We start from the raw sequence: 22,094 nt of genomic DNA on the forward strand, positions 1-22,094 counted from the left end.
ATTACTAGATACTTGTTGTTAAACTCTATATCTATAGCTTCTTTACCCTATAAAATCTTCCCTCTGATAATATATGAGCCAAATATATCGTCTTTGGCCGACCTATATACACCCCATTTAGGAGCATATATAAGTCTTGATTCAACTGTTATGTTCCTCACGATATTAATGTTTACGGTTTTATTAATATCATACATAAAACTAATTGGAAAATTTTTTTATAATTTTTACATTAAAATTTAAAAAAACACTTATAAAAAATATGGAAAAAGTATATAATTATAATAAATACGAACGAATGTTCCTTTAATTGAGTTATAAAAATTAATAAAGAGGTTTTATTTATGAGCAGATTAATTTTCCATATTGATGTTAACAGTGCATATCTATCTTGGGAAGCAACTTATAGACTTCAGCAAGGAGAACAAGTAGACCTTAGAACAATACCTTCTGTGGTAGGTGGAAATGAGGAAAGCAGGCATGGTATTGTTTTAACTAAGTCAATACCTGCTAAGAAATTTGGTATACAGACAGGTGAAACTTTATATAATGCTAGAATAAAGTGTCCAGAGGTAGTAATAGTACCTCCAAGATATTGGCTTTACATGCAATGTAGCTCAGCTATGCATCAAATATTACAAGAGTATACACCTAACATACAAAGATTTTCTGTAGATGAAAGTTTCTTAGACTTTTCTAACATGGAGAATTTATATCCTGACTATATGGAGTTAGCTGAAACTATAAAAAAGAGAATAAAGAAAGAGCTTGGCTTTACAGTCAACATAGGAGTATCAAATAATAAGCTATTGGCAAAAGTTGCATCTGACTTAAAAAAGCCAGATATGATTCATACTTTATTTCCAAATGAGATAAAGCAGAAGATGTGGCCACTGCCGGTTGAAGACCTATTCATGGTAGGCAGAGCTACAGCACCCAAACTACATAAGTTAAACATCAACACAATAGGTGATTTAGCAAACTACGATATAGAGATTTTAAAGAATAAACTAAAGAGTCATGGACAAGTAATTTGGAATTATGCTAATGGGATAGATCACTCAGAAGTCAGAAAGAGTAACTATTTTGGTATGAAAGGTATAGGTAATTCTACTACAACAGCTTTTGATATAGAGGATAAAGAAACAGCACATAAGGTATTGTTATCTTTATGTGAAACAGTAGGTATGAGGTTAAGGGATTCACATAACTGCTGCACTGTAGTTTCTATAAGTATAAGAGGTAATGATTTAGTCTCTTACTCACGCCAAAAGAAACTAAGTACAGCTACAGACTCTACAAGAAAAATATATGAGGTAGCTTGTTATCTATTTGATAATGTATGGAAAGGCAACCCAATAAGGCATTTAGGGGTCCATATAACAGATTTCTGTAATAATGACTACCATCAATATTCTTTGCTAGATACCTTTAATTACGATAAGGACAACAAGATAAATAAAGTAGTTGATGAAATTAGATTAAGGTATGGTCATAAAGCTATTTTTAGGTCATGCTTTTTACATTCAGGTTTAAGTTCTATGTGTGGAGGGGTAGGAGAAGAGGACTACCCATTAATGAGTTCTATGTTATAAGGGAAGGTGGGTATTAACATAATGAAAATTGTAGCACAGCCAATTGAAGTAGTTTCTTATACTGATAATAAGGGCGATGTAAGACCTTTAAGATTTAGACTACAAGCAGAAGATGAAACAGTGAAGGTAATAAAAGTAGATAAAGTTATTGTCAAGGAAATTGAAAAATTAGCAGGTAACCCTATGCTTGTGTTCAGGTGCCAAAGTTTAATTGATAATGTTCAGAAGCAGTTTGAAATTAAGTATGAGTTGCAAACTTGTAAATGGATATTATATAAAATTTAGAAGTTATAATTATTCTATAATATAATAAAAGTATATAGTTTTTTAGATGTAAATTTTCTTATATTGGTTAAACCGAAATGGTAAAATATTATGAACTTGATTAAACGTATATGATAAAGATTTTAGGGGAATTGAAAGAAATGAGCTATTTTTCTGAAGAAGAGTATTCATGTAGACTGGACAAACTCAAAAAGTATTTCAAAGTTAATTAGTATTTATTACACATTCTGTTGCCTTGTTCATAATTTGCAATGCTTTCTCTCCTAAGATTGTAGATAGATTACATATAAAGAAAAAATTATTAATAAAATAAAGCCTGAGCGTTAAACTCGGGCTTATTTATTTTACGCCTTCCCTTAGACTAGAAGCTTTCCCAACTTGTCCACCTAACTTTTTCCATAGATTTTACTGCAAATGAAATTAATGAAATCATTGAAAAACTTAAAATAATGTCTGAAAAGGCAATAAATGAAACAGGTAAATATAGATTGGAGGAATAATATGAAAAAACTTTTTAAACTAGCGATTTTATCACTCTCCTTATTGACAGTTATGTCAGGAGCCGCTGTTGCTCCAGCACTTGGGATAATAAGCAGATACTTTAGCGATGTTAATCCTGTTTTTATAAAAATGATTTTAACATTACCAGCATTTTTTATTATTCCTTTTACTTTAATCTCCGGAAAACTTGTATCCAGGCTGAACAAAAAAACTATTGTAATAATCGGGCTGTGCCTGTATATATTGGGCGGCATCGGCGGTGGATTTGCAAGAACAATATATGAACTTTTGTTTTTTAGAGCTATTCTTGGCATAGGAGTAGGTCTTATTATGCCTCTATCCACGGGGTTAATTGCAGACTTCTTCACTAATGAAGAAAGAATTAAAATGATAGGTTATTCAGCAGCTGTTAATAACTTAGGTGGCATTATAGCTACACTTGCTTCAGGTTTATTGGCTGCAATAAGCTGGAGATATTCCTTTGGAGTATATTTTATGGGTGTGCTTGTTTTTCTTTTAGTAATCTTTGCGTTACCAGAACCTGAAAGAAAGGCTGAAATTCAAACAGAAAAATCATCACTAAGTAAAAATGTATTTAAAATGGCCTTTTCTGGGTTTATTATAACAATAATATTTTATACTGTACCAACTAATTTATCTCTTTTCTTAACCAATGAAGGAATAGGCGGTGCTGGTACTTCAGGGGTTATGATTTCCCTGATGACATTTTCATCATTTTTGTTAGGTATGAGCTTTTCGAAAATAATAAATTATTTACAAAAGAGCACAGTAATATTTTCACTTACATCCCTGCTTATAGGCTTTTTACTATTAAGTCTTGCAAATAGCATATATATTGTTGTACTAGGAGTAATTTTTATAGGTGCAGGATTAGGTATTTTAATGCCGCTCATAATGCTTAACACAGCTAAAAGCACACAGCTAAAAGCACACATCAAAAAAATACTACCTTTGCACTTGCAGTGGTAAGCAGTTTTTTATTCTTAGGACAATTTTTATCTCCTATTGTTGTTGGATTACTGGGAAGAATTTTGAATACAAGTTCTATAAGGTTACCGTTTTATTTTTCATCTGCCCTTAGTTTGATATCAATAATTGTTATAGTGTTTATGGAGACAAAACGTCGATACAGCCATAATTAGCATAGTATATTAAACCTTAGAACATTTGTTTTAGGGCTATTGAATAAAATTAATGAGAAGTATAATTATATAGCTTTATAGAATTGCATATATACCTATGATATAATTTAGTTGAATTACCGATAATTATTCGTTAGTGGTATTATAGATTGTATTAAGAAGAGGGCGGTTTTATGCTAACAATACTTATAGTTGAAGATGATGTTACTTTAAGCAATGGAATTATGTTATCGCTGCGTCAAAAGGATGTGGACATTCAGCAGGCTTATAATATTCAGCAGACTAAGAAAATATTATCAGATAAATCAATTGATCTTGTTATCCTCGATGTAAATTTACCTGATGGAAGCGGATTTGAACTCTGTAGAGAAATTCGCAAAACATCCCTAATTCCTATAATATTTCTCACTGCTAATGATATGGAAATTGATGTGGTTACAGGTCTAGAGCTTGGTGGTGATGACTATATTACTAAGCCCTTTAGTCTTATGATTTTGCGTGCAAGAGTAATGGCATTACTAAGACGTTCCCAGAACTTAAAGACTGACAATAAAATTGTAATAGATAATATGGTGTTTAATTTTGAAACTATGGAATTTACCAAGAATGATGAGAGTTTTGTTCTTAGTAAAACAGAGCAAAGGCTTCTTAAAGTTTTTTTAGCTAATAAAGGCAGTATTCTATCACGGTCACAACTTGTTGATAAAGTTTGGACTGATGGAGCTGAATATGTTGATGAAAATGCACTAACTGTGGCAGTAAGCAGGCTTAGAAATAAAGTAGAGGATAATCCCAATTCTCCTAAATATATAAAAACAATATATGGCATGGGATATATGTGGTCTGGTGGTGAGATCAATGAGTAAGATTACTCCGGCATCATTTCACAGGATTTATTTTATTTTTGGAGGCTTATTTTTATTATTGACTTTAGCAGTTGTAGTGTTTTTATTACATGCTGATAACATTGAAAATTTAAACTTTATTTTTGTTATACTTACATATGCTTTTTTTGTATTACTATTATCAATTTTATTTGTAGTTCTGTTGAAGAAAAAAGTAACACTAGTTGTTAAGTCCGTTGATGGTATTATAGATAATGCAGTAAATGGGAAAGATAATGTATATACAGGCTATGATGAAACTTCCATTTCTGCTTTGGATGGAAGCAGTAGAGAAGGTACTTGATGAATTTAGCGGAACTATGGTTTTTGTTTCTATTGAGGGTTAGAGCGAAGTTATGCTTTAACCCTCAATTTTTATAACAGATAAATTATAAGCAATATAAGCACTATCATTATAGCTGCAATGATAGTGCTTTATTTTCAGGTCATTGAAGAGGGAGAACATATTGTTGTATTATTTTAATATAATTATCTCAATTCGTCTGTTTTTCTGTCTATTTACATCTGTATCATTAGGTGCAACAGGGTCATATTCTGCAAGTCCTGCTACTTCGAATTTTTTAGGATCAATTAATTCATTAGAAGGTACCTCTTCAGTAAAATATTTTACTACATTTATAGCCCTAGTAGTAGATAGTTCCCAATTGCTGGAAAATTCGCTATTTTTAATAGGAACATTATCAGTATGACCTTCTATTCTAACTTTTTTATCATACTTTTTAAGTAGCTTACCAAAATCAGATAAAATATTTTTAACCTCAGATTTTAAATCAGCTTTTCCTTTATCAAAAAGCATCTCATCTTTAAATATTAAAAGAATACCATTTTCGTCTTTTTTAAGCTCTGTCTTCTTACTTAAGTTTTCTGAATCTAGCAGTTCACGTACTTCTTTGTATAGCTTATCTATTTCATCCTCTCTATCTTTATTTTGAATAATAGTAGAGTTTGGATTTAATTTTACGAGGGAGTCACCTGTATATGTGCTTAAAGTACTCATACCAGTAAATGAGGAAATAGCAGTTTGGAATTTTATGTTGTCTATGTTTGACATAGCGAATAAAAGTACAAAGAAACAAAGGAGAAGTGTAACAAGATCACCATAAGTGGCAAGCCATTCATTTCCACCAGATTCATCATCATCATCAGTATTAAAACCTTCGCTCATTTAAGTCACACCTTTCTTATATAATTAGCTAGCTAGGGCCTGTTCATTCATTAATTCTACTTTTTTAGTTTCTTTGTCATCTAAATAAGACATCAACTTTTGTCTTAGAGCTGTAGGATTTTCTCCAGCTTGAACACCTAATAGTCCCTCTAAAATCATTTCTTTTTGAAACACTTCTTCAGAAGTAATTGCTTTAAGCTTTTTTGATATTGGCATAAAAAACACATTTGCTAGCAAAGAGCCATAAAAAGTTGTAATAAGGGCTACAGACATCTGAGGTCCTATAGTTGATGGATCAGATAGAGTTTTGAGCATATTAACAAGACCAATTAACGTTCCTATCATACCAAATGCAGGAGCTAATGCAGCTCCTGTATCAAAAATCCCTCTGTTATTTTTATGTCTATCCATAACTCCTCTTATTTTTAAACTTAAAACGTTTCTTAGCGCCTCAGGCTCCATTCCGTCAACTATCATCATCATACCTTTCTTGAGAAAAGGATCATCCAGTGATTGAATGGTATCCTCAAGGGATAGAAGACCTTCTCGTCTTGCTTTTGAAGAAAAATCAATAATATTATTGATTAAGTCAATATCTTTCACCTTATTTTCTTTTAGCACTAGAGTAGTTAGTTTAAAAAATAACTTAGCATTTTTTGCTTTACTACTTACCAACATAGATCCCAATGTACCACCAACAACGATTAGCATAGAAGGTATATCTATAAATGTACCCAGATCGCCACTAGCAATAATACCCATTAGCACAAAACCTATAGATAAAACAAAACCTAGAATAGAAAAAATGTCCATAAATGCCTCCTTAAATGATAAATATATTAAAAAATATGCAATAATCTATATTTCTTCAATCCTCTATTTGAGCATGTTAAGGAAATTATTAAATATTCAATTCAGGATACAGTATTGCATTAATCTCGATTAAAGATTAACAGATATAGCATCAAATTGTTTATCGATGAAATCATTGGAAACTTTAGTGATACTATTAGGAATTTTATGAAAAATTAGGGATAATGTTACCTCTAATAATGAGGATAAGATTATTTTATAGAAAGATATGTATTTGTTGGTACTGGTAATTTTATAGTCTTAGCCAAGTATATGCCTAAAATTACAGCAACTAGACCCTTTCCTTATATCAATTCCATACAACTCTTTAGTAATCAAATATGCTGTTGGGATTGAACCACACAAAAAAGAGAACATAATTGTAATTACAAGGTTAAATATTTTACTTTTATTAAAACATCATCTTCAGGAAGAGAACCAATTGCTCTATTGACAATTTCTCTTAATAAATGTAGAGCCTTATGTAATATACTTATTTGGTTCTGGTGTGAAAGGAATATTTAGACAAGATAGTGATATAGATATAGCTTTCTTAAGTGATAAAGAAATTTCGGATTATGATTTATTTATGGTTTCTCAAGAATTAGCAGATATACTCAAAAGAGAGGTAGATTTAATAAACTTAAAAAATGCATCTACTGTATTCAAAGTTCAGGTCATTTATAATGGGGAGAAAATATATTACTTAGATGATACTAGGGGAGCATATTTTGAAATGTATTCTTTTAAAGACTATGCTTTACTAAATGAAGAAAGAGAAATAATATTAAATAGCATAAGAGAAAGAGGATCAATATATGAGTAGAGATGCCTTTGAAGTACTTTATAGTAATAAGTTCATTGATGAAGGACTGATGAAAAATTTAAAGTCAATGGTAGGGTTTAGAAACATAGCTGTTCATGATTATCAAGCTGTAAATTTAAATATAATAAAATTTTATTCAAGATATCAAAAGAATGTGGGAATAAACCTAAAAATGAATTCTAGGATCGGTTTTGATTAAATCATATATATAATCCATTAGTTCATCATTACTAGTTTCTCTTAGGTCTGTAATTAGTTTTCTTCTTTATGTATAATTCTTATTAAGTTGTCTTTATGCCTAAATATCATTAAAATACAGGCTATTGCAGTAGAAACTACCACTGAAATAGGTAATTTCATAATAATGCATATGATAGGTATTAATATGCCCATTGCAATAGACCTAATAGACACTACACTTGTAAACAAACGCAATATAAAATAAACTGCCACCCCAGCTAGTATTGGAACTGGTGCAAGTAAAAGAAATGCACCAAGTGTTGTATTTACGCCTTTACCACCCTTAAATGCAAGAAAGGGAGTATAATCATGTCCCAAAACTACTACTATGGCAATAATAGAAAGATATGTACTCGTTGGTACTGGTAATTTTATGGTCTTCGCCAAGTATATACCTAAAATTATAGGAATTGTACCCTTTAAAACATCTATTACCTGAGTAATGATAGATAACTTAGTTCCTGCAATTCTTTTCACGTTTGTTGAACCTATATTTCCACTACCTTTAGTTCTTATATCAATTCCATACAACTTTTTAGTAATCAAATATCCTGTTGGGATTGAACCACACAAAAAAGAGAACATAATTGTAATTATAATAATCATTTGCCTCACCCTAAATTTGTATTATTATATAATCTTCACTTCTAATATAGATTATAGCATATTTTCTTAGATATAGAAAATACTTACATACTTTAATGCCATATTATTTAATTTTCAACCATTCGTGATTTGCTACATAGCCGCCAATGAAAATAGGGATGTGGTATATCACGGCAGCTTGCTATACGGCTTTTTTCATAGATTCTTTAAGTATAAATCTATTATATTTCAAAAATATCGGTATTACAACTCTGAAACTTATATTTTTATTCATTATATATCAATTCACTCATATCTTAAACTTATTGATTGATCATTTATCTTTCCTGTTTCATTTGCATTATGGATATGATGTTCTTAAAAAACTCTTGACTTAGAGTGCACTAGAGGGTGTAATATTTTGGATATGATGGAAAATAAAAAGTGCCAACTCTATAAGTTCTAATTAAATCTTATTATTTATCTAAAGGGAGGAATTATAATGTTATACAGAAAGTTTGGGAAGACAAATGAAATGGTTTCAACTTTGGGATTTGGATGTATGAGGCTTCCAATTCTTCCAGGAGGGGATCCATCTAAAATTGATGAAGAAAAAGCAACAAAGCTAGTTCGATATGCAATTGATGAAGGGGTGAACTATATAGATACTGCTTATCCTTATCATGGAACAGGTATGGGCAAAGGTGGACAAAGTGAACCATTCGTAGGAAAAGTACTAAAAGATGGATATAGAGAGAAAGTTAAACTAGCTACAAAACTTCCTAGCTGGTTGATAAAAACAAGAAGTGATATGGATAAGTACTTAAATGAGCAATTACAGCGCCTTGACACAGATACTATAGATTTTTATTTAGTACACGCACTTAATCGTAAAGATTGGGATAGGTTAAAAGAAAATGGTATTGATGAATTTTTAGATTCTGCGATAAAAGATGGAAGAATAAAATATGCAGGATTTTCATTCCATGATAAACTAGATCTTTTTAAAGAAATAGTAGATTATTATGATTGGTCATTTTGCCAAATACAGTACAACTATTTAGATGAGGATTTTCAGGCTGGAACAGAAGGCTTAATCTATGCTGCTCAAAAAGGTTTAGGTATTACAATTATGGAACCGCTTAGAGGTGGTAAGCTTGTTAACAATCTTCCAGAGGAAGCTAAAGAGATTTTCATTGTAGGAGCAGCAGTAGCAATAGATTATTTGAAGGTTGATAAGATTATGGCTTCACCTGTTCAGGTGGGAGGCGGATTTGTAAAGTGTGCACATGGTCTTATACCTGTTCCTGCACCAGCAACTGTTAAATTTAAAGAAACTACTTCAATTGGAATTAGAAAATTCAAAGTTAAAAAACTTATTTTTGAAGTGCGACGTAAAAATACCGTAAAATTCAACGCTGAATAATACGGTGTTCCACTAACCTGTACATTTTTTTATGTCCGTCAGGCAGTTAATTACTTTGACCAGTAGGGTGGGCGAACCAGCATCATGGGTAGCTTTGTATGAGAATCACCCTTAGCCGTGTTGATCTGGGCTTGGGTAAGAAAGATACTATTTGTGAGATTAGCTCCACTAAGATCGGCATCTCGCAAATCAGCCCCAATGAGATCAGCTCCACTCAAATCTACTCCTCTAAGGTTTGCCGCAATAAGACACGCTCCCCTCAAGTCTGCACCTCTAAGATTGTTTTTTCTCAGGTCTGCGCCAAAATAATCTAACCGCCGAGAGTTGGCGTTTCGATTTCTTGAAGGAATGTTCTTTCCACTGCGGGCTTTAGTACGTACCAGCTCACTGGTATTTTTAATCAGCATGTTAACCTTGGTGCGATGAGCTGCCACATCCAGTGCTAATAGGGAACCAACGTCAAGAAGGGTAAGGCGTTCAGTATTGTCCAACAATGAACTTATCTTCTCTTTGATACTGTTATCAGTTTGCAGGATAAATGCTTGAGTAAGATACCATAGCATTTCATGAAGCTGCCTCATAATCAGAAACACCTCAAACATTTGATTAGCAGATTCGGGGGCTTGTCGCCAGTCATGTCCGCCATAAGTAACTTGAGCTACCATTTGACCAGCACCAAAGCAGTCATAAGAAGTACAACCCTTAAGACCCTTATTCCTAAGATTTTTGTGAACAGAGCAGGTAAAGTCCGATTGTAAGTTTATGCAAGGCTTACCGGCGTCTTTATTCGTTGGGAAACCTTCCGAAGCTGAAAAGTACAGTGCTACACAGCATAGGCCGAAACATTTTTCGCAGTCAACTCTCAATTCTTTATTAAGTTTATCTTCATGTGTATATACCATATTCATTTACCTCATATTAGAAAAATGCAAATAATTTTTACTTTTAAATTATATCATATACAGCGTGTGTTTCAACGTCTATATAACACTTGAGTCATAATTATTATTACTAACTAATAGATACTTATAATTAGTATGATTTCAGATGATTATTTTTGTAATAAATATAAAATATTTTATTCATAAGATTCCTTAAGCATAAATCTACCATATTTCAAAAATATATGTATTACAATTCTAATACATATATTTTTTTCTGCCTACTTAATATATACCTGTGTATATATTAAGTGAAAGGGGTTGATAAATATGGCTGCAACAGCAACAAAATTGCAGACTACTGTACTTGTAAAATGAAGAGGGTAAGAAGGTAGCCACCCACTAGGCTATATAAGAATTTAAAATGTAATGGACATGCTACGAGTATATCTCCATTAAATTAAACTCAATAGGTTTTAATGTTATGATTAAAGGATTGCAAATTAATGTACAATACTATTATAATTATTATAATGTTAAATAAAGTAATTTGAAAGAAATTCTATTTTGAATTGGGAGGAAAATAAATGGATAAAATTACAAGTTTTACCATAAATCATTTGGAACTATATCCTGGTGTTTACGTTTCAAGAAAAGATAGCGTTGGGCAATCAGTTGTTACCACATTTGATATTAGAATGACTAGACCAAATGCAGAGCCTGTTATGAATACTGCAGAAATGCATGCTATAGAACATTTAGGTGCAACTTTTCTAAGAAATCATAGTGAATATGGTTCAAAAATAGTTTACTTTGGACCTATGGGCTGTAGAACAGGTTTTTATTTACTTTTAAGTGGAGACTATGAGTCAAAGGATATAGTTAATCTATTATTAGAAATGTTCCGTTTTGTTTCAAATTTCGAAGGAGAAATACCTGGTGCTTCAGCAAGAGATTGTGGTAATTATTTAGATATGAATCTACCTATGGCAAAATATCTAGCTAATAAATTTGTAAATGAAGTTTTAGTAAATATAACTGATAAAAATTTATACTATCCAGACTAGTAAAAACTTTAATTAACTTTTAAAGAAAGGTAATGCTATTCATTAATATGAGCGCATTACCTTTTCCACTACCAAAGCACAAGGACAGAACACGACAAGAATGGGAACAGCATGAATAATTTCTCTAATTCAAGTATACAATAAATTAAGTAAAACTAAGAAATTAAAAGATAGAATATTCAAATTATTATGAATGTGGTATAGTAGGATATGTGAAGGGGGTATGTCTTATGGAACAATATAGAGGGTATGAAATAACGGTTATAGAGAATAATGAAAAGGATTACCCGTTTAAGGCAATTGCCAGAAAAAGAGATCAGGAAGTTAAGCATAAGGGACAGAGTATGACGCAAGCAATCGATTTTGTTAAGGAAAGCATTAATGTCATTATAGAAAAGATAGAAGCGAAATAGGGAAAGATTTCCATTAAGATTACAATTGTATTGATTCCTATATCAGTCCTTTCAGTATAAATATAAGCTGAAGGGACTTTTAGACTTCATCTTACCAAATATAAAAGTTCCTTCTCAGTAAAAATGTAGTTTCGGGGAGGGGATTTTTATGATATTTCGAAAGGCTGTTATATGCACCCATATAGATAGTGATACAGTAGTAGTTAAATTGGACAATGGTATAAAAGAAAGAGTCAGATTTATAGGAATAAATTGTACAAGTACTGATTTTTTAGTATAATACTATACGAAAGGTATTTGTAAAGAAGAGGCGATACAAATCACAAAGTATAAACGGATTTTTAGATATAATGGAATGAAAGGCATCAAAAGATAATGCTTTTAAAATTTTAGCAGAAAAGATGGACATAGATTTAAATGAAGATATTAAACTGATAGGAGTAGAGATTAATTGGAAAAACAAAAAAGTAAGTATAGATGGGTTGTTTTTGGCGCAGTATTGTTTTCTTATTTTTTAATTGTGAGTCAAAGAACGGCACCAGGATTAATTTCAGATCAATTAATGAAAGATTTTAATGTGACAGCATCTATGATTGGATTACTGACGAGTATTCAATTTTTCGCTTATGCTGGTTTGCAAATTCCCATTGGAATATTGTCTGACCGTTTTGGCCCCAAATTTTTTCTTATTGCAGGGACACTACTTAGTGGTTTAGGCACTTTAATTTATAGTCTTGCAACGAATGTATTTGTTCTACTTCTTGCTAGGTTATTGGAGGGAATGGGAGATGCAGCAATTTGGATTAACTTGGTATTAATCTTAAGTCAATGGTTTAAAGCAAAAGAATTTGTTGGACTGCTTGGTTTAGCTGCAATGAGTGGAAGCCTTGGCTTCTTGATGGCAACCGTTCCTTTTTCAGCATGGATTTCCTTATCAGGTTGGAGAACCCCATTTTTTGCAATAGGAATTATTTTATGTATTTTTGCAATTGTTCTTTATTTTGTCCTTGTTAAAAAACCAAAACAAATGTTTAAGAATCATTCTGTAACCACTTCTGTTAAAAAGGAACATGAACGTGAAAAAACTATTATTATTTTAAGGCGGATATTTTCCAATCGTCAGGCCTGGGCAACATTCTTATGTCATTTTGGTCTTGTGGGTACGTATGTTGGTTTTATTGGTTCCTGGGCAGTCCCATATGGAATGTATGTATATGGAATGACGCGTTCAGGTGTAAGTCAGCTCATCATGATCGGTCTTATTGGTGCCCTCATTGGTGCTCCTTTAACTGGGTGGATTTCAAACCGATTAGAATCAATCAAACGACCGTATGTTATTGTTCATATGGTTAATTTTGCGAGTTGGGTTGCTTTTATTTTCTTTAGTGGGAAACCACCATTCTTCATGTTAATTATTCTTTTCCTAATCATTGGTTATAGTAATGGAGCAAGTACTTCGACATTTGCGGCCGTTCGACAATCCTTTCCTATAAAAGAGGTAGGTGTTGTCTCAGGATTTGCGAATATGGGAGGATTTTTAAGTGCCGTTCTATTACCAAGCATTTTTGGGAAAGTATTAGACCATTTTCATATGGTTTCAAGTAATGTTGGGTACCTTTATGGTTTCATTATTCCAGTGATATTCTCAATGATTGGCTTAATTGGAGGAATTCTCTTGAAGGAACAACATCAGGAAGTAAAGCAGCTAAAAATAGCTAAGTAAAATAATAGATTAGTATTAGTTAAACCATGTAAGATTAGTGTTATAATTTTTATAGTAGTTAAGTCAAAATGGTATTATATTGTTATAGACCAGATAAAAACTACATATATTGAAGATCTTGCTCCATTTCTATCAAAGTATCTTTTAAAGAACCTCTGTACTCCACAAACATTTTTTTGCCTTCTACATTTTTCTTTTCACCTTTTTGAAATTCCGAAGCTGAACCAAAGTATTCTTTATATAGCTTTCCATTTTTCTCAATTGTTTCTCCTGGAGATTCTTCATGTCCAGCAAATTGCCAACCACCAGTTCCAAATCCAGTTTTAATTTTAGTGATACATACCTTTCCTGGTCCAATGCCTACTTTTGTCGCATCCGCACCTGCATGTTCTAATTCTCTTACTGCTTCTGGAGTTCCCACATTTCCTGCAATAACAAAGCTATGAGGTAAGTGTTTCTTAATATGTTGAATCATCTCTATAACTGCATTGGAATGACCATGTGCGATATCAATGGTAATGTATTGCGGTGAAAGATGTTCATCTGATAATTGTTGTATGAATCGTAAGCGGTTAACAACTAATCACATTGACAATTGTTAACCGCTTACTATATTACTAATCGCATATTAGTAGTTTTTCAATTATAAAGAGAATTATACTTAAATGTTTTAGTCTCAGATTCAAAAAAATATAGTATAAGCTTTTGATTTAAATAAGAAACATACTCTATAATTAATAAAAATGAATTAGAAAGATATATAAAATTTGATACGAAATTTTCACATAAAAAATAAGCTGGCAATATAACGCCAGCTTTTGTTATAAATTTTAGGGGTAAGGTAAAAATTAATGATTAAAGATTAAACAGTATCAGTTAATATTATAGCCACATTATTATAATATCAGCACAAATAATATTAAATTACATATAATAAATTGTGCTGATATTTGGGATCCCATGCTTATTGCCTCACCTATAGGTTAGAGCAGTTTTTTATAAATGCTTTTTATATAATATTTTAATAAAGCGCTATTAAGCAATAATAACACAATCTAATGACTTTAAGTGGTAATATGATATGCCAGACAACGGATAAGACCGTTTCTAACTTATTTTTGTATGATTATAAAGGGGGAACAACAAACATGCCTATTGATAATAAACCGACTTCAAACATGTCTATTGATAATAAACCGACTTCTCTAGAAAAAAAGGTTCAAACCGAGATACAGACACATGTACACTACGGGATGCAGACACATGTACACGAGTTTGAAGAAAGTACTAAGTTAGCTGAAACTGGAGAAGATAGACATAATCACCGTGTTGCTGGCGTTACAAGTGAAGTTATACCAAGTGGAGGCGGCAGACATGTACATGCATTTGGTGTAATTAATACAGATTTTCTTGACCATCACCATGAAATAGGAGGAACAAGTGGACCTGATATTCCTATTCCTGGTACAAATAAACATGTACACGTTATTAGTGGAATTACAACATTTAATGATGGCCATGCTCATGAGTTTCTTTTTACTACCCAAATTGACAGCCCTCTTGTATAAGTAACCTTTAAGAATAAGGAGATGACTGTAAGATAGTCATCTCTTTTTTATGCAAAAATAGGATAGCAAAACAATGCCAGCTTTAGTTATGAATTATATAACAGTAAGTTTTACAGCCACACTATAAATTATAACTATATTATTATAATATAATCACAAATAAGGAATAATTAATCTGTATCTGGGTATTTTATAGTTGTATATATTTTAATCCCTTTATAACAAACCTACTATAAAAAGGAGCTAATATTCAATAAAAGAATAGTAGCTCTTTTTAGATTCTAATTTAGCAAAGTACATTATCAATATAATTTATAGTATTAGTAATGTAGCTAGTGCTACATCTAATGCTCCAGCAGCACCAAAGTATGAATATGGGTAATAAGGATAATATGAATAGTATAGGGAATAAGAATAGTAGGGGTTGTAATATGGGTCCCATCCCCAGTAATCATATGGCATAGTAGTCACCTCCTAAAAATTTGGCATCATAAATGCCTAAGTATACTTTGAACTTTAGGGCTAACTACCTATATTAATATATTATAAGTTATTTAAATTGTTGCATTTATTTAAATGAATGCAAGTACATTTACTCTAATAATTATTTTGAAGATGTATAAACTATAAGTACATTGCAATCCTCTGAATATACAGTGTGATTTTATTCATAGTAACTAAAGCCAGTATCTAAGCTGATGCAGGCTTTAGTTGCGTTATAAAATAAGAACAAGGTGACCTAACTAATTATTAAATTGTTTCAATTTAATAAATCCGAATTAAGTTAATACATTTTTTATTATTCCATTAAAATAAAAGTAACTATAACAATCACTATATAGACAATAAAAAAGATAAAAGAAAAGCCAGAAAAAAACATTAACCCACGGTTAGGCATCATATTCATATTATTCCCTCCATTTTTCTAATTTTAAATGATTCTAGTATAAGTATATAATTTGTGCCAAAATAAATAAAGAAATAAAAACAATAGATCCTAAAATTAATTAGAACCTATAAGCCTATAGTCTGCATCAGACTTTTATCATAGTAACGAAAGAGCCTGTATCTAAATTGATGCAGGCTTTAATTATGTTATAAAATAAGAAATAAATATCATAAACGAATTAATATTGATAATTTAAATCCCAGGTTACTCCAAATTTATCAGTAAGCTTCGCATATTTAGCATTCCAAAAAGTTTTTTGGAGTTCCATATATACATTACCACCTTCAGATAAAGTAGCATAAGTCTTATCAATAGCTTCTTCTGTTTCAAACTCTAGCGTTAAAGAAACATTCGCTCCTTTTTCAACCTTTTCTCCTTGAAATGTATCTGAAAAATATAGATTAAATGTTTTATGTTCGAGTCTTGCATGCATAATTTTATTCTTATATTCTTCATCTACTGGCATCTGTGAATCTCCAAATCTCATGATATTAACTTTTTCAGCACCAAATACTTCATTATAGAAGTTTAATGCCTCTTCAGCATTTCCTTCAAAAATTAGATACGGTATAAGCCCTTTAATCATATGTAATCCTCCTAATAATTTAATTATTGTATTTATTTACTATTACGTAGTAATTTATTTAATATTATACCATTAAATTACATACCTATATAGACAAAAATAATAGGCACTAAATTTAATTAGCACCTATTATAAAAAGAACGTTGTTTGGATATGGGTCATTAAAATGGTATCACTTATATTAAATTAGTTCAATGTAAATCATTACATATTAAACATAAAGTAACAAATTATTTGCTATTTGTTTACAAAATACCTTAAAATTTGTTATAATTAATACGAATTTACATATAAGGGGGGATTTTAAAGTGGAAGGAACAAAGAAAAAGTCAATTTTTAAAAGATGGTGGTTCTGGGTTATTGTAGTAGTTGTTGTTCTTGGAGCTATAGGAAATGCGGGAAATAAAGATAAAAAGGATGTTGCTACACAACCTATAAACGCTAAAGAAACTTCCCAGCCAGCACCAAAAAAGGAAGAACCTAAAGAGGAAGCGCCTAAAAAAGATAGTAGAGCAATTACCTATGAAAAATTTATGCAGGTAAATATGGGAATGTCATATGAACAAGTAAAATCAATACTTGGAGAAGGAAAAGAAAGTACTTTTTAGAAAAGAAAAAAATTATGTTTAACTTTGAAATAAACTATCCTTCACAAAATTATAGAAATTATATTGAGTGTGTTTATAATTTTTGTAAAAATAATAGTTTTTCAATGATTTTGAAAGGTTCTTTAGCAAAAGGTACAGCAACAAAATTTTCAGATATTGACTTGATAGTTTTAGATAATATTTATAGCTCTAAAGTTGATGAAATTATTACACTCTATGGTAATCCAATAATGACCAATTTTACTGAAAATCCTAAAGGTATATTAATCTTGGTTTATCAAGATAACATTTCTATAGATTTAGATATAAGAGAAACAATTTCACAAGAAGATTTGGTAGACAGTAAGGTTGTTTTAAGATATGATACAAACTTTATCATAAATAATAAAAGGATTATTAGAAAGCAGATAACATCAAACTATATACCTAATAGACCTGTATGGTATAAGATATTAAGGTTAATGCATAGAGGCATTATTAAGTATCTATCCAATAAAACTGATAGTGCATATGATTTATTATCAGAAACTAAAGATAATCTTATTGCATTGAAAATTACTGATTTAAGTTTTAATAATAACTTTGAAGATGATATACAATGTATTTTTAATAAATTTTGCAAAGCGTTTGAAGTTGATTCACAAATAAAAGTTCTGTTTAACAATCTTTTCAAAGAATTTTAAAGACATAACATTTTGAAATACCTAAATGCAGGACTAACATCTGATAATGTTGAAAAAGTAAATGTATTCCTAACTAACATGGATGATTTTACGGCAATGAATACAGTTTACTCAAAGCATTTTTCTTCCCCTTATCCTGCGAGAACTACTATAGGAGTTGCATCATTACCTTTAGGTGCACAAGTTGAAATTGAGGTGATTGCTCGTAGACGTTAAACTAAAATTATTGCAACATAACCAAAGCCTGCATCAATTTAGATACAGGCTCTTTTATTGTAACAAAATTCCAATGTAGAATAGAGGCTTATATGTGCTAATTAATTTTAGTACCTATTATTTTTATCTATGTAATTTAATGGTATAATGTTAAATAACTGTTACGTAATGGGAGGTAAAACATATTCTTTAAGGAAATAGAAAATATGAGGCCACATGAAATTGTAGGTAAAATAGTAAATGATTTTAGCTTGAAAACCTTATACACTGGTGAAGCTGGCAAAGAAAAGATTGAAAGAATGAGGGAGTTCTATGTATTACTAAGAGAATTGGATGATAAGAATAAAAGCAGCAGAGATGCTTTGCTAGACATTGTTAGGAATATATCTCTTTCTAATGGAGAGATGGAGACATTGATGATTAATAAAACCAAAAAGGCCAGAATACCAATAATAACTGTGCACCAAGCTAAGGGCTTAGAATACGAAACTGTTTTTGTTGCTGGTGTTCAGGAAAATACATTTCCTTCCTATAGGGCTATTAAAACAAATAATTTAGATGAGGAAAAACGAACTTTTTATGTGGCAATAACTAGAGCTAAGAAACGTCTTTATATTACTTGCAGTAACAGAGATGAATTTAATAGAAAAACTGCTAAAAGTAATTTTACCAATTTGATACCCCAAAAATACATAGATATTAAATAAGCTAATGTTTTTATGCTTCTGCTATCTCTAATTGTTAATGATGTGGAAGCTATCCACAATAGGGATTAAATTAATCCAAATCAGAAAGGGAAAAATTATGAATATGGATATAGAGAAAAATGAATTTGATTCAGAATTTAGTAATGTAAAATATGTGTCAGAAGACAATATAGTATTTCTTACATGGAAAAAATTCTGCTGCTATGATGACTATAGAAATCCAACAACATTTGCTTTGGAATTGCTTAAGAAATACCCTAATAGTAATTTTGTTGTAGATGCAAGAAACGGATTTGAGGATGAAAAGGACGATGTTGAATGGGGATTTTCTGTATTGCTTCCAGCTATGTCAAATACAGATTGTAAAAATGTTGTATTCATCATGAATGAAGTAAATGAAATAGAAGAAGAGATGGACATGTGGACGAAAGAATTCAAGAAGTATTTTACGGTGAAGAAAGTTAAATGTTATAAAGATGCAGTGAAGTTTATAGTGGGATAATGGGTATAATGTGAAAATAAATTACTTCACTATCTTCTTATTATGGTTATTAATCTTAGAATTATGAATAGTAACAAAATAGCCTATATCTAAATTGATGTAGGCTATTTTGTTACAAAAGTAAAAAAATTAGTATTATGACACGAGATCTTCACCAGCTTTATATGCCTCATCTAAAAGACTCTCACTTATAGCAAAATTAGGATTAATAGTCCCGTAACAAAGCAAGCTATTTACTAAGTTCCAACCAAAAATTGAGAAAAATCTGTTAGTTTCTTCAATAGATGATTTAAACATATCTTTATCTGGATTTCCTTGTGTATAAACAGTAACTATTTTTTTGCCAGGGAATCGAGGTTTAAATTCTGGTTCTTCGCCAGGTAATTGAGGTTTAACTTCTTCTGGAATATCGATCATTGGGTACATTCTATCTAACCATATCTTTGCTTGACCTGTGATTTGAAAAAAGTAAATTGGTGACCCAAAAATAATGCCATCAGCATTTTTTATGTCATCATACATTGTATATAAATAATCTTTTGTGGCACAACCCTCATGATTTCTGCAATAGAAACACCCTTTACATCCCTTGATGTCATCAGCATTTAGATCATAAATTTTTACTTCAGCACCTTTTGATTTGGCTCCACTGATAACCTGGGCAATTAGTTTTGATGTATACCCATTTTTTCTTGGGCTACCTGAAAATACAATAATTTTACTCATGTTATAATCCTGCCTTCCCAAAATATTCTTTTTATAATAATATTAAAGATTGATAGTCTTGTTATCGCCATTCATTGAGTAAAAATTCGCAAGGGCATTCTCTAGATAGAAAATTTCAAAAATCTCATCTTCTACAGAATACATATGTTTTAATGCTGGCATTATGTCTAGTGCCTGAGATTTTGCTTCTTTTTTGGTGCAGAATACAGCCTTACCACTCATGCGTAACCATCTTCCATCTTTAGTTGCTGCAGAAATTTCAATATTTGGATTTGTCATTAGCTGTGCATAAAACGGTTTTTTATTGTTTGTTGCAAAGCAAAGCTTGTCTTCATATTCCATTACAAAGCTAAATGGACGTACCCTTGGCTGCTCACCATCAACTGTAGAAACAAAGAATACTCCACATTCATTAAGAAACTCAAAAACTTCATTCATAGTAAACCTCCATCACATAATTGTTTTTTTTATTAATTATAGTATAATTGTATACATTGATAACAAAATAACAAGTACGCAGTAATTTATTACTAAGTAAGTATTTTATGAGCATTGGAGATTTAAGCATGAAAGATATAATAACTTTTTCAATAGAAAATGATTTTTGTCCTGTAGCATCTGCGTTAAAGGTTATAGAAGGCAAGTGGAAGCTGCCAATACTTTGGGTACTTTCTCAAAATGGGACACTTAGGTATAATGAATTAAAAAAAAGTATTGTAGGAATAACTAATATGATGTTAACAAGCTCACTTAAGGAGCTTGAACAAAGTGGACTTGTTAACAGAGAGCAATACAACGAAATACCACCACATGTTGATTATTCATTAGCTGAAGCTGGAAAAAAGCTTTTACCAGTCCTTGATGAATTGGCAAAATGGGGTGGAGAATTGATGCGAAGCAAAAAGGAGTCATAATAAAAGTACATTTCCAACTTTATAATCTAAGTATCATTGAAAGTATTTTCTTTATATTATGATAGGTTATTATTTAAAATTCTTGACATAATTAATCCTGTTACTACTCTATTATGTTTTTGAGATGTTCTGGAACTAAAGAATGTTTCCACATTTAAATATTCACAGATATCATCATATTTACTTTGAATTTCTTCAAATTCTTCAGGCGTAATAAATATATTCTTAATAGGTTTCACATTCTTAATATACTTCCGAAACTTAGAAATGGAGTCTCCGATTAAAATAATGTGTGACTTGGATAAGTCATTAGGTTTTCTTCATGTTCTTTCAAACTTCAGGAGAAAAGGTTACGGAAAGGATATCATCACATCTCTAATATATCAAAAGAGAAAAGAAAACAAACCAGTATTTCTAAATGTTGAACCAAACAACATAAACTCTATAAATCTTGTTATTAAAATGGGTTTTGTCATTGATCGAAAAATAAGCTGGATTAAATTAAAATATGATGAAAACTTCAAGGAGTGATTTTAATGATAAATCTACAGGAACTAAAAAAGTATTGTTTAAAAAAGAAAGGTGTTTATGAGGACTTTCCCTTTGATGATGAAACATTAGTATTTAAGGTTGGTAGTAAAATGTTTGCACTTACAAATATTGATGAAAAAGAACTAAAAGTAAATCTAAAATGTGATCCTGTGATGTCTCAGGATCTTAGAAGAGGTTATGCAGCAATAAAGCCAGGGTACCATATGAATAAGACTCATTGGAATACGGTAGAAATAGATGGCTCAATAGATGACAAAATTATAAAAACACTTATTGATATTTCTTATGATTTAGTGTTTAAAGGGCTAAGTAAGACGGAGAAAAAAGAAATATTAGAAAAAGAACAGTAAAATATGTACACATATAGTTGGAGAAGTTTTACCAAGTAAAGGTCTTTATTTTAAGTCAATACTGTAAGATATGACGTCCTAATTTAATTATGTTTTTGGGGGTAAA

Annotated in this window: 29 protein-coding genes and 4 pseudogenes; 22 read left to right on the forward strand and 11 right to left on the reverse strand. The window is 30.9% G+C overall.

Annotated features, from left to right (window positions below; all coding sequences use genetic code 11):
• Positions 1-344 precede the first annotated feature (344 nt).
• The 5 genes from HGI79_RS00760 to HGI79_RS00780 all read left to right on the forward strand — a co-directional run bounded on the left by HGI79_RS00760 (position 345) and on the right by HGI79_RS00780 (position 4,732).
• Positions 345-1,595: a DNA polymerase IV gene (locus tag HGI79_RS00760; protein WP_185648803.1), complete on the forward strand. Its 1,251-nt coding sequence runs from the start codon at positions 345-347 to the stop codon at positions 1,593-1,595.
• A gap of 21 nt (positions 1,596-1,616) precedes the next feature.
• On the forward strand, positions 1,617-1,880 hold the full coding sequence (locus HGI79_RS00765; protein ID WP_185648804.1) for a hypothetical protein: 264 nt from the start codon (positions 1,617-1,619) through the stop codon (positions 1,878-1,880).
• A gap of 501 nt (positions 1,881-2,381) precedes the next feature.
• Positions 2,382-3,371 (forward strand): MFS transporter, encoded by a 990-nt coding sequence (locus HGI79_RS00770; protein WP_185648805.1) that lies wholly within the window; start codon positions 2,382-2,384, stop codon positions 3,369-3,371.
• Between the two features lie 346 nt (positions 3,372-3,717).
• A complete protein-coding gene (locus HGI79_RS00775; RefSeq protein ID WP_185648806.1) occupies positions 3,718-4,410 on the forward strand; it encodes a response regulator transcription factor in 693 nt (230 codons plus the stop codon).
• Positions 4,403-4,732, forward strand: coding sequence for a hypothetical protein (locus HGI79_RS00780; protein ID WP_185648807.1), 330 nt, complete (start codon positions 4,403-4,405; stop codon positions 4,730-4,732). The genes HGI79_RS00775 and HGI79_RS00780 overlap by 8 nt, the downstream gene beginning before the upstream one ends.
• Positions 4,733-4,903: 171 nt before the next feature.
• On the opposite strand, the gene HGI79_RS00785 is transcribed toward HGI79_RS00780, so the two are convergent.
• The 3 genes and pseudogenes from HGI79_RS00785 to HGI79_RS23600 all read right to left on the reverse strand — a co-directional run.
• Positions 4,904-5,614 (reverse strand): OmpA family protein, encoded by a 711-nt coding sequence (locus HGI79_RS00785; RefSeq protein WP_185648808.1) that lies wholly within the window; start codon positions 5,612-5,614, stop codon positions 4,904-4,906.
• 24 nt (positions 5,615-5,638) lie between these two features.
• Entirely contained in the window at positions 5,639-6,427 is a 789-nt protein-coding gene (locus HGI79_RS00790; protein ID WP_185648809.1) for a motility protein A, read from the reverse strand.
• 257 nt (positions 6,428-6,684) lie between these two features.
• A pseudogene (locus HGI79_RS23600) lies at positions 6,685-6,844 on the reverse strand (glycerol-3-phosphate acyltransferase); the annotation flags it as partial.
• An 88-nt stretch (positions 6,845-6,932) separates the two neighbouring features.
• Here HGI79_RS23600 and HGI79_RS00800 point away from each other — a divergent pair.
• Positions 6,933-7,292 (forward strand): type VII toxin-antitoxin system MntA family adenylyltransferase antitoxin, encoded by a 360-nt coding sequence (locus tag HGI79_RS00800; protein WP_185648846.1) that lies wholly within the window; start codon positions 6,933-6,935, stop codon positions 7,290-7,292.
• Positions 7,288-7,491, forward strand: a pseudogene (locus HGI79_RS00805) (HepT-like ribonuclease domain-containing protein); the annotation flags it as partial. The gene HGI79_RS00800 and the pseudogene HGI79_RS00805, both read left to right, overlap by 5 nt.
• Positions 7,492-7,544: 53 nt before the next feature.
• Here the strand turns inward: HGI79_RS00805 and plsY are convergent.
• Complete coding sequence (plsY, locus tag HGI79_RS00810) at positions 7,545-8,138, reverse strand: glycerol-3-phosphate 1-O-acyltransferase PlsY (protein WP_185648811.1); 594 nt, start codon at positions 8,136-8,138, stop codon at positions 7,545-7,547.
• 481 nt (positions 8,139-8,619) lie between these two features.
• Here plsY and HGI79_RS00815 point away from each other — a divergent pair.
• Together HGI79_RS00815 and larC are read left to right on the forward strand one after the other, a co-directional pair.
• Positions 8,620-9,312: pseudogene (locus HGI79_RS00815) on the forward strand (aldo/keto reductase); the annotation flags it as partial.
• On the forward strand, positions 9,313-9,543 hold the full coding sequence (gene larC, locus HGI79_RS22625; RefSeq protein ID WP_313885166.1) for a nickel insertion protein: 231 nt from the start codon (positions 9,313-9,315) through the stop codon (positions 9,541-9,543).
• 50 nt (positions 9,544-9,593) lie between these two features.
• Here larC and HGI79_RS00820 read toward each other — a convergent pair whose 3' ends face one another.
• Entirely contained in the window at positions 9,594-10,445 is an 852-nt protein-coding gene (locus HGI79_RS00820; RefSeq protein WP_185648813.1) for a pentapeptide repeat-containing protein, read from the reverse strand.
• Between the two features lie 566 nt (positions 10,446-11,011).
• Here HGI79_RS00820 and HGI79_RS00825 point away from each other — a divergent pair.
• From HGI79_RS00825 to HGI79_RS00835, 4 genes are all read left to right on the forward strand, one after another.
• Complete coding sequence (locus HGI79_RS00825) at positions 11,012-11,491, forward strand: S-ribosylhomocysteine lyase (RefSeq protein WP_185648814.1); 480 nt, start codon at positions 11,012-11,014, stop codon at positions 11,489-11,491.
• Between the two features lie 230 nt (positions 11,492-11,721).
• A complete protein-coding gene (locus tag HGI79_RS00830) occupies positions 11,722-11,904 on the forward strand; it encodes a hypothetical protein (protein WP_185648815.1) in 183 nt (60 codons plus the stop codon).
• Between the two features lie 148 nt (positions 11,905-12,052).
• The gene (locus tag HGI79_RS23080) at positions 12,053-12,184 is read left to right on the forward strand and encodes a hypothetical protein (protein ID WP_278046669.1); all 132 of its coding nucleotides are present in this window, start codon (positions 12,053-12,055) and stop codon (positions 12,182-12,184) included.
• 171 nt (positions 12,185-12,355) lie between these two features.
• Complete coding sequence (locus HGI79_RS00835) at positions 12,356-13,627, forward strand: nitrate/nitrite transporter (RefSeq protein WP_185648816.1); 1,272 nt, start codon at positions 12,356-12,358, stop codon at positions 13,625-13,627.
• Between the two features lie 109 nt (positions 13,628-13,736).
• Here the strand turns inward: HGI79_RS00835 and HGI79_RS00840 are convergent.
• Positions 13,737-14,189: pseudogene (locus tag HGI79_RS00840) on the reverse strand (IMP dehydrogenase); the annotation flags it as partial.
• A 691-nt stretch (positions 14,190-14,880) separates the two neighbouring features.
• Here HGI79_RS00840 and HGI79_RS00845 point away from each other — a divergent pair.
• On the forward strand, positions 14,881-15,195 hold the full coding sequence (locus HGI79_RS00845) for a YmaF family protein (RefSeq protein WP_241428107.1): 315 nt from the start codon (positions 14,881-14,883) through the stop codon (positions 15,193-15,195).
• A gap of 312 nt (positions 15,196-15,507) precedes the next feature.
• Here the strand turns inward: HGI79_RS00845 and HGI79_RS00850 are convergent, their stop codons facing one another.
• Complete coding sequence (locus tag HGI79_RS00850) at positions 15,508-15,657, reverse strand: hypothetical protein (RefSeq protein ID WP_185648817.1); 150 nt, start codon at positions 15,655-15,657, stop codon at positions 15,508-15,510.
• 665 nt (positions 15,658-16,322) lie between these two features.
• Complete coding sequence (locus tag HGI79_RS00855) at positions 16,323-16,730, reverse strand: VOC family protein (RefSeq protein ID WP_185648818.1); 408 nt, start codon at positions 16,728-16,730, stop codon at positions 16,323-16,325.
• A 308-nt stretch (positions 16,731-17,038) separates the two neighbouring features.
• Here HGI79_RS00855 and HGI79_RS00860 point away from each other — a divergent pair, with 308 nt between their 5' ends.
• The 5 genes from HGI79_RS00860 to HGI79_RS00880 all read left to right on the forward strand — a co-directional run bounded on the left by HGI79_RS00860 (position 17,039) and on the right by HGI79_RS00880 (position 19,446).
• The gene (locus HGI79_RS00860; protein WP_185648819.1) at positions 17,039-17,338 is read left to right on the forward strand and encodes a hypothetical protein; all 300 of its coding nucleotides are present in this window, start codon (positions 17,039-17,041) and stop codon (positions 17,336-17,338) included.
• 14 nt (positions 17,339-17,352) lie between these two features.
• A complete protein-coding gene (locus HGI79_RS00865; RefSeq protein ID WP_185648820.1) occupies positions 17,353-18,021 on the forward strand; it encodes a nucleotidyltransferase domain-containing protein in 669 nt (222 codons plus the stop codon).
• 12 nt (positions 18,022-18,033) lie between these two features.
• Positions 18,034-18,237 (forward strand): Rid family hydrolase, encoded by a 204-nt coding sequence (locus HGI79_RS00870; protein ID WP_207725663.1) that lies wholly within the window; start codon positions 18,034-18,036, stop codon positions 18,235-18,237.
• A gap of 206 nt (positions 18,238-18,443) precedes the next feature.
• Complete coding sequence (locus HGI79_RS00875; protein ID WP_185648821.1) at positions 18,444-18,944, forward strand: 3'-5' exonuclease; 501 nt, start codon at positions 18,444-18,446, stop codon at positions 18,942-18,944.
• Positions 18,945-19,041: 97 nt separating this feature from the next.
• Positions 19,042-19,446, forward strand: coding sequence for a hypothetical protein (locus HGI79_RS00880; RefSeq protein ID WP_185648822.1), 405 nt, complete (start codon positions 19,042-19,044; stop codon positions 19,444-19,446).
• Between the two features lie 135 nt (positions 19,447-19,581).
• Here the strand turns inward: HGI79_RS00880 and HGI79_RS00885 are convergent, their stop codons facing one another.
• Together HGI79_RS00885 and HGI79_RS00890 are read right to left on the reverse strand one after the other, a co-directional pair.
• Positions 19,582-20,172, reverse strand: a complete 591-nt coding sequence (locus HGI79_RS00885; protein WP_185648823.1) for a flavodoxin family protein — start codon at positions 20,170-20,172, stop codon at positions 19,582-19,584.
• Between the two features lie 42 nt (positions 20,173-20,214).
• Positions 20,215-20,610 carry a pyridoxamine 5'-phosphate oxidase family protein gene (locus tag HGI79_RS00890; RefSeq protein ID WP_185648824.1) on the reverse strand — a complete coding sequence of 132 codons (396 nt, stop codon included), beginning with the start codon at positions 20,608-20,610 and terminating at the stop codon, positions 20,215-20,217.
• 128 nt (positions 20,611-20,738) lie between these two features.
• Between HGI79_RS00890 and HGI79_RS00895 the strand changes: the two genes are divergently transcribed.
• On the forward strand, positions 20,739-21,086 hold the full coding sequence (locus HGI79_RS00895; protein ID WP_185648825.1) for a helix-turn-helix domain-containing protein: 348 nt from the start codon (positions 20,739-20,741) through the stop codon (positions 21,084-21,086).
• A gap of 56 nt (positions 21,087-21,142) precedes the next feature.
• On the opposite strand, the gene HGI79_RS00900 is transcribed toward HGI79_RS00895, so the two are convergent.
• On the reverse strand, positions 21,143-21,325 hold the full coding sequence (locus HGI79_RS00900) for a hypothetical protein (RefSeq protein ID WP_241428104.1): 183 nt from the start codon (positions 21,323-21,325) through the stop codon (positions 21,143-21,145).
• Positions 21,326-21,353: 28 nt separating this feature from the next.
• On the opposite strand from HGI79_RS00900, the gene HGI79_RS00905 reads away from it, so the two are divergent.
• Both HGI79_RS00905 and HGI79_RS00910 read left to right on the forward strand, forming a co-directional pair.
• Complete coding sequence (locus tag HGI79_RS00905) at positions 21,354-21,617, forward strand: GNAT family N-acetyltransferase (protein ID WP_185648826.1); 264 nt, start codon at positions 21,354-21,356, stop codon at positions 21,615-21,617.
• A 5-nt stretch (positions 21,618-21,622) separates the two neighbouring features.
• Positions 21,623-21,988 (forward strand): MmcQ/YjbR family DNA-binding protein, encoded by a 366-nt coding sequence (locus HGI79_RS00910; protein ID WP_207725664.1) that lies wholly within the window; start codon positions 21,623-21,625, stop codon positions 21,986-21,988.
• Positions 21,989-22,094: the final 106 nt, after the last annotated feature.

The sequence above is a fragment of the Clostridium sp. DJ247 genome, assembly GCF_014231265.1.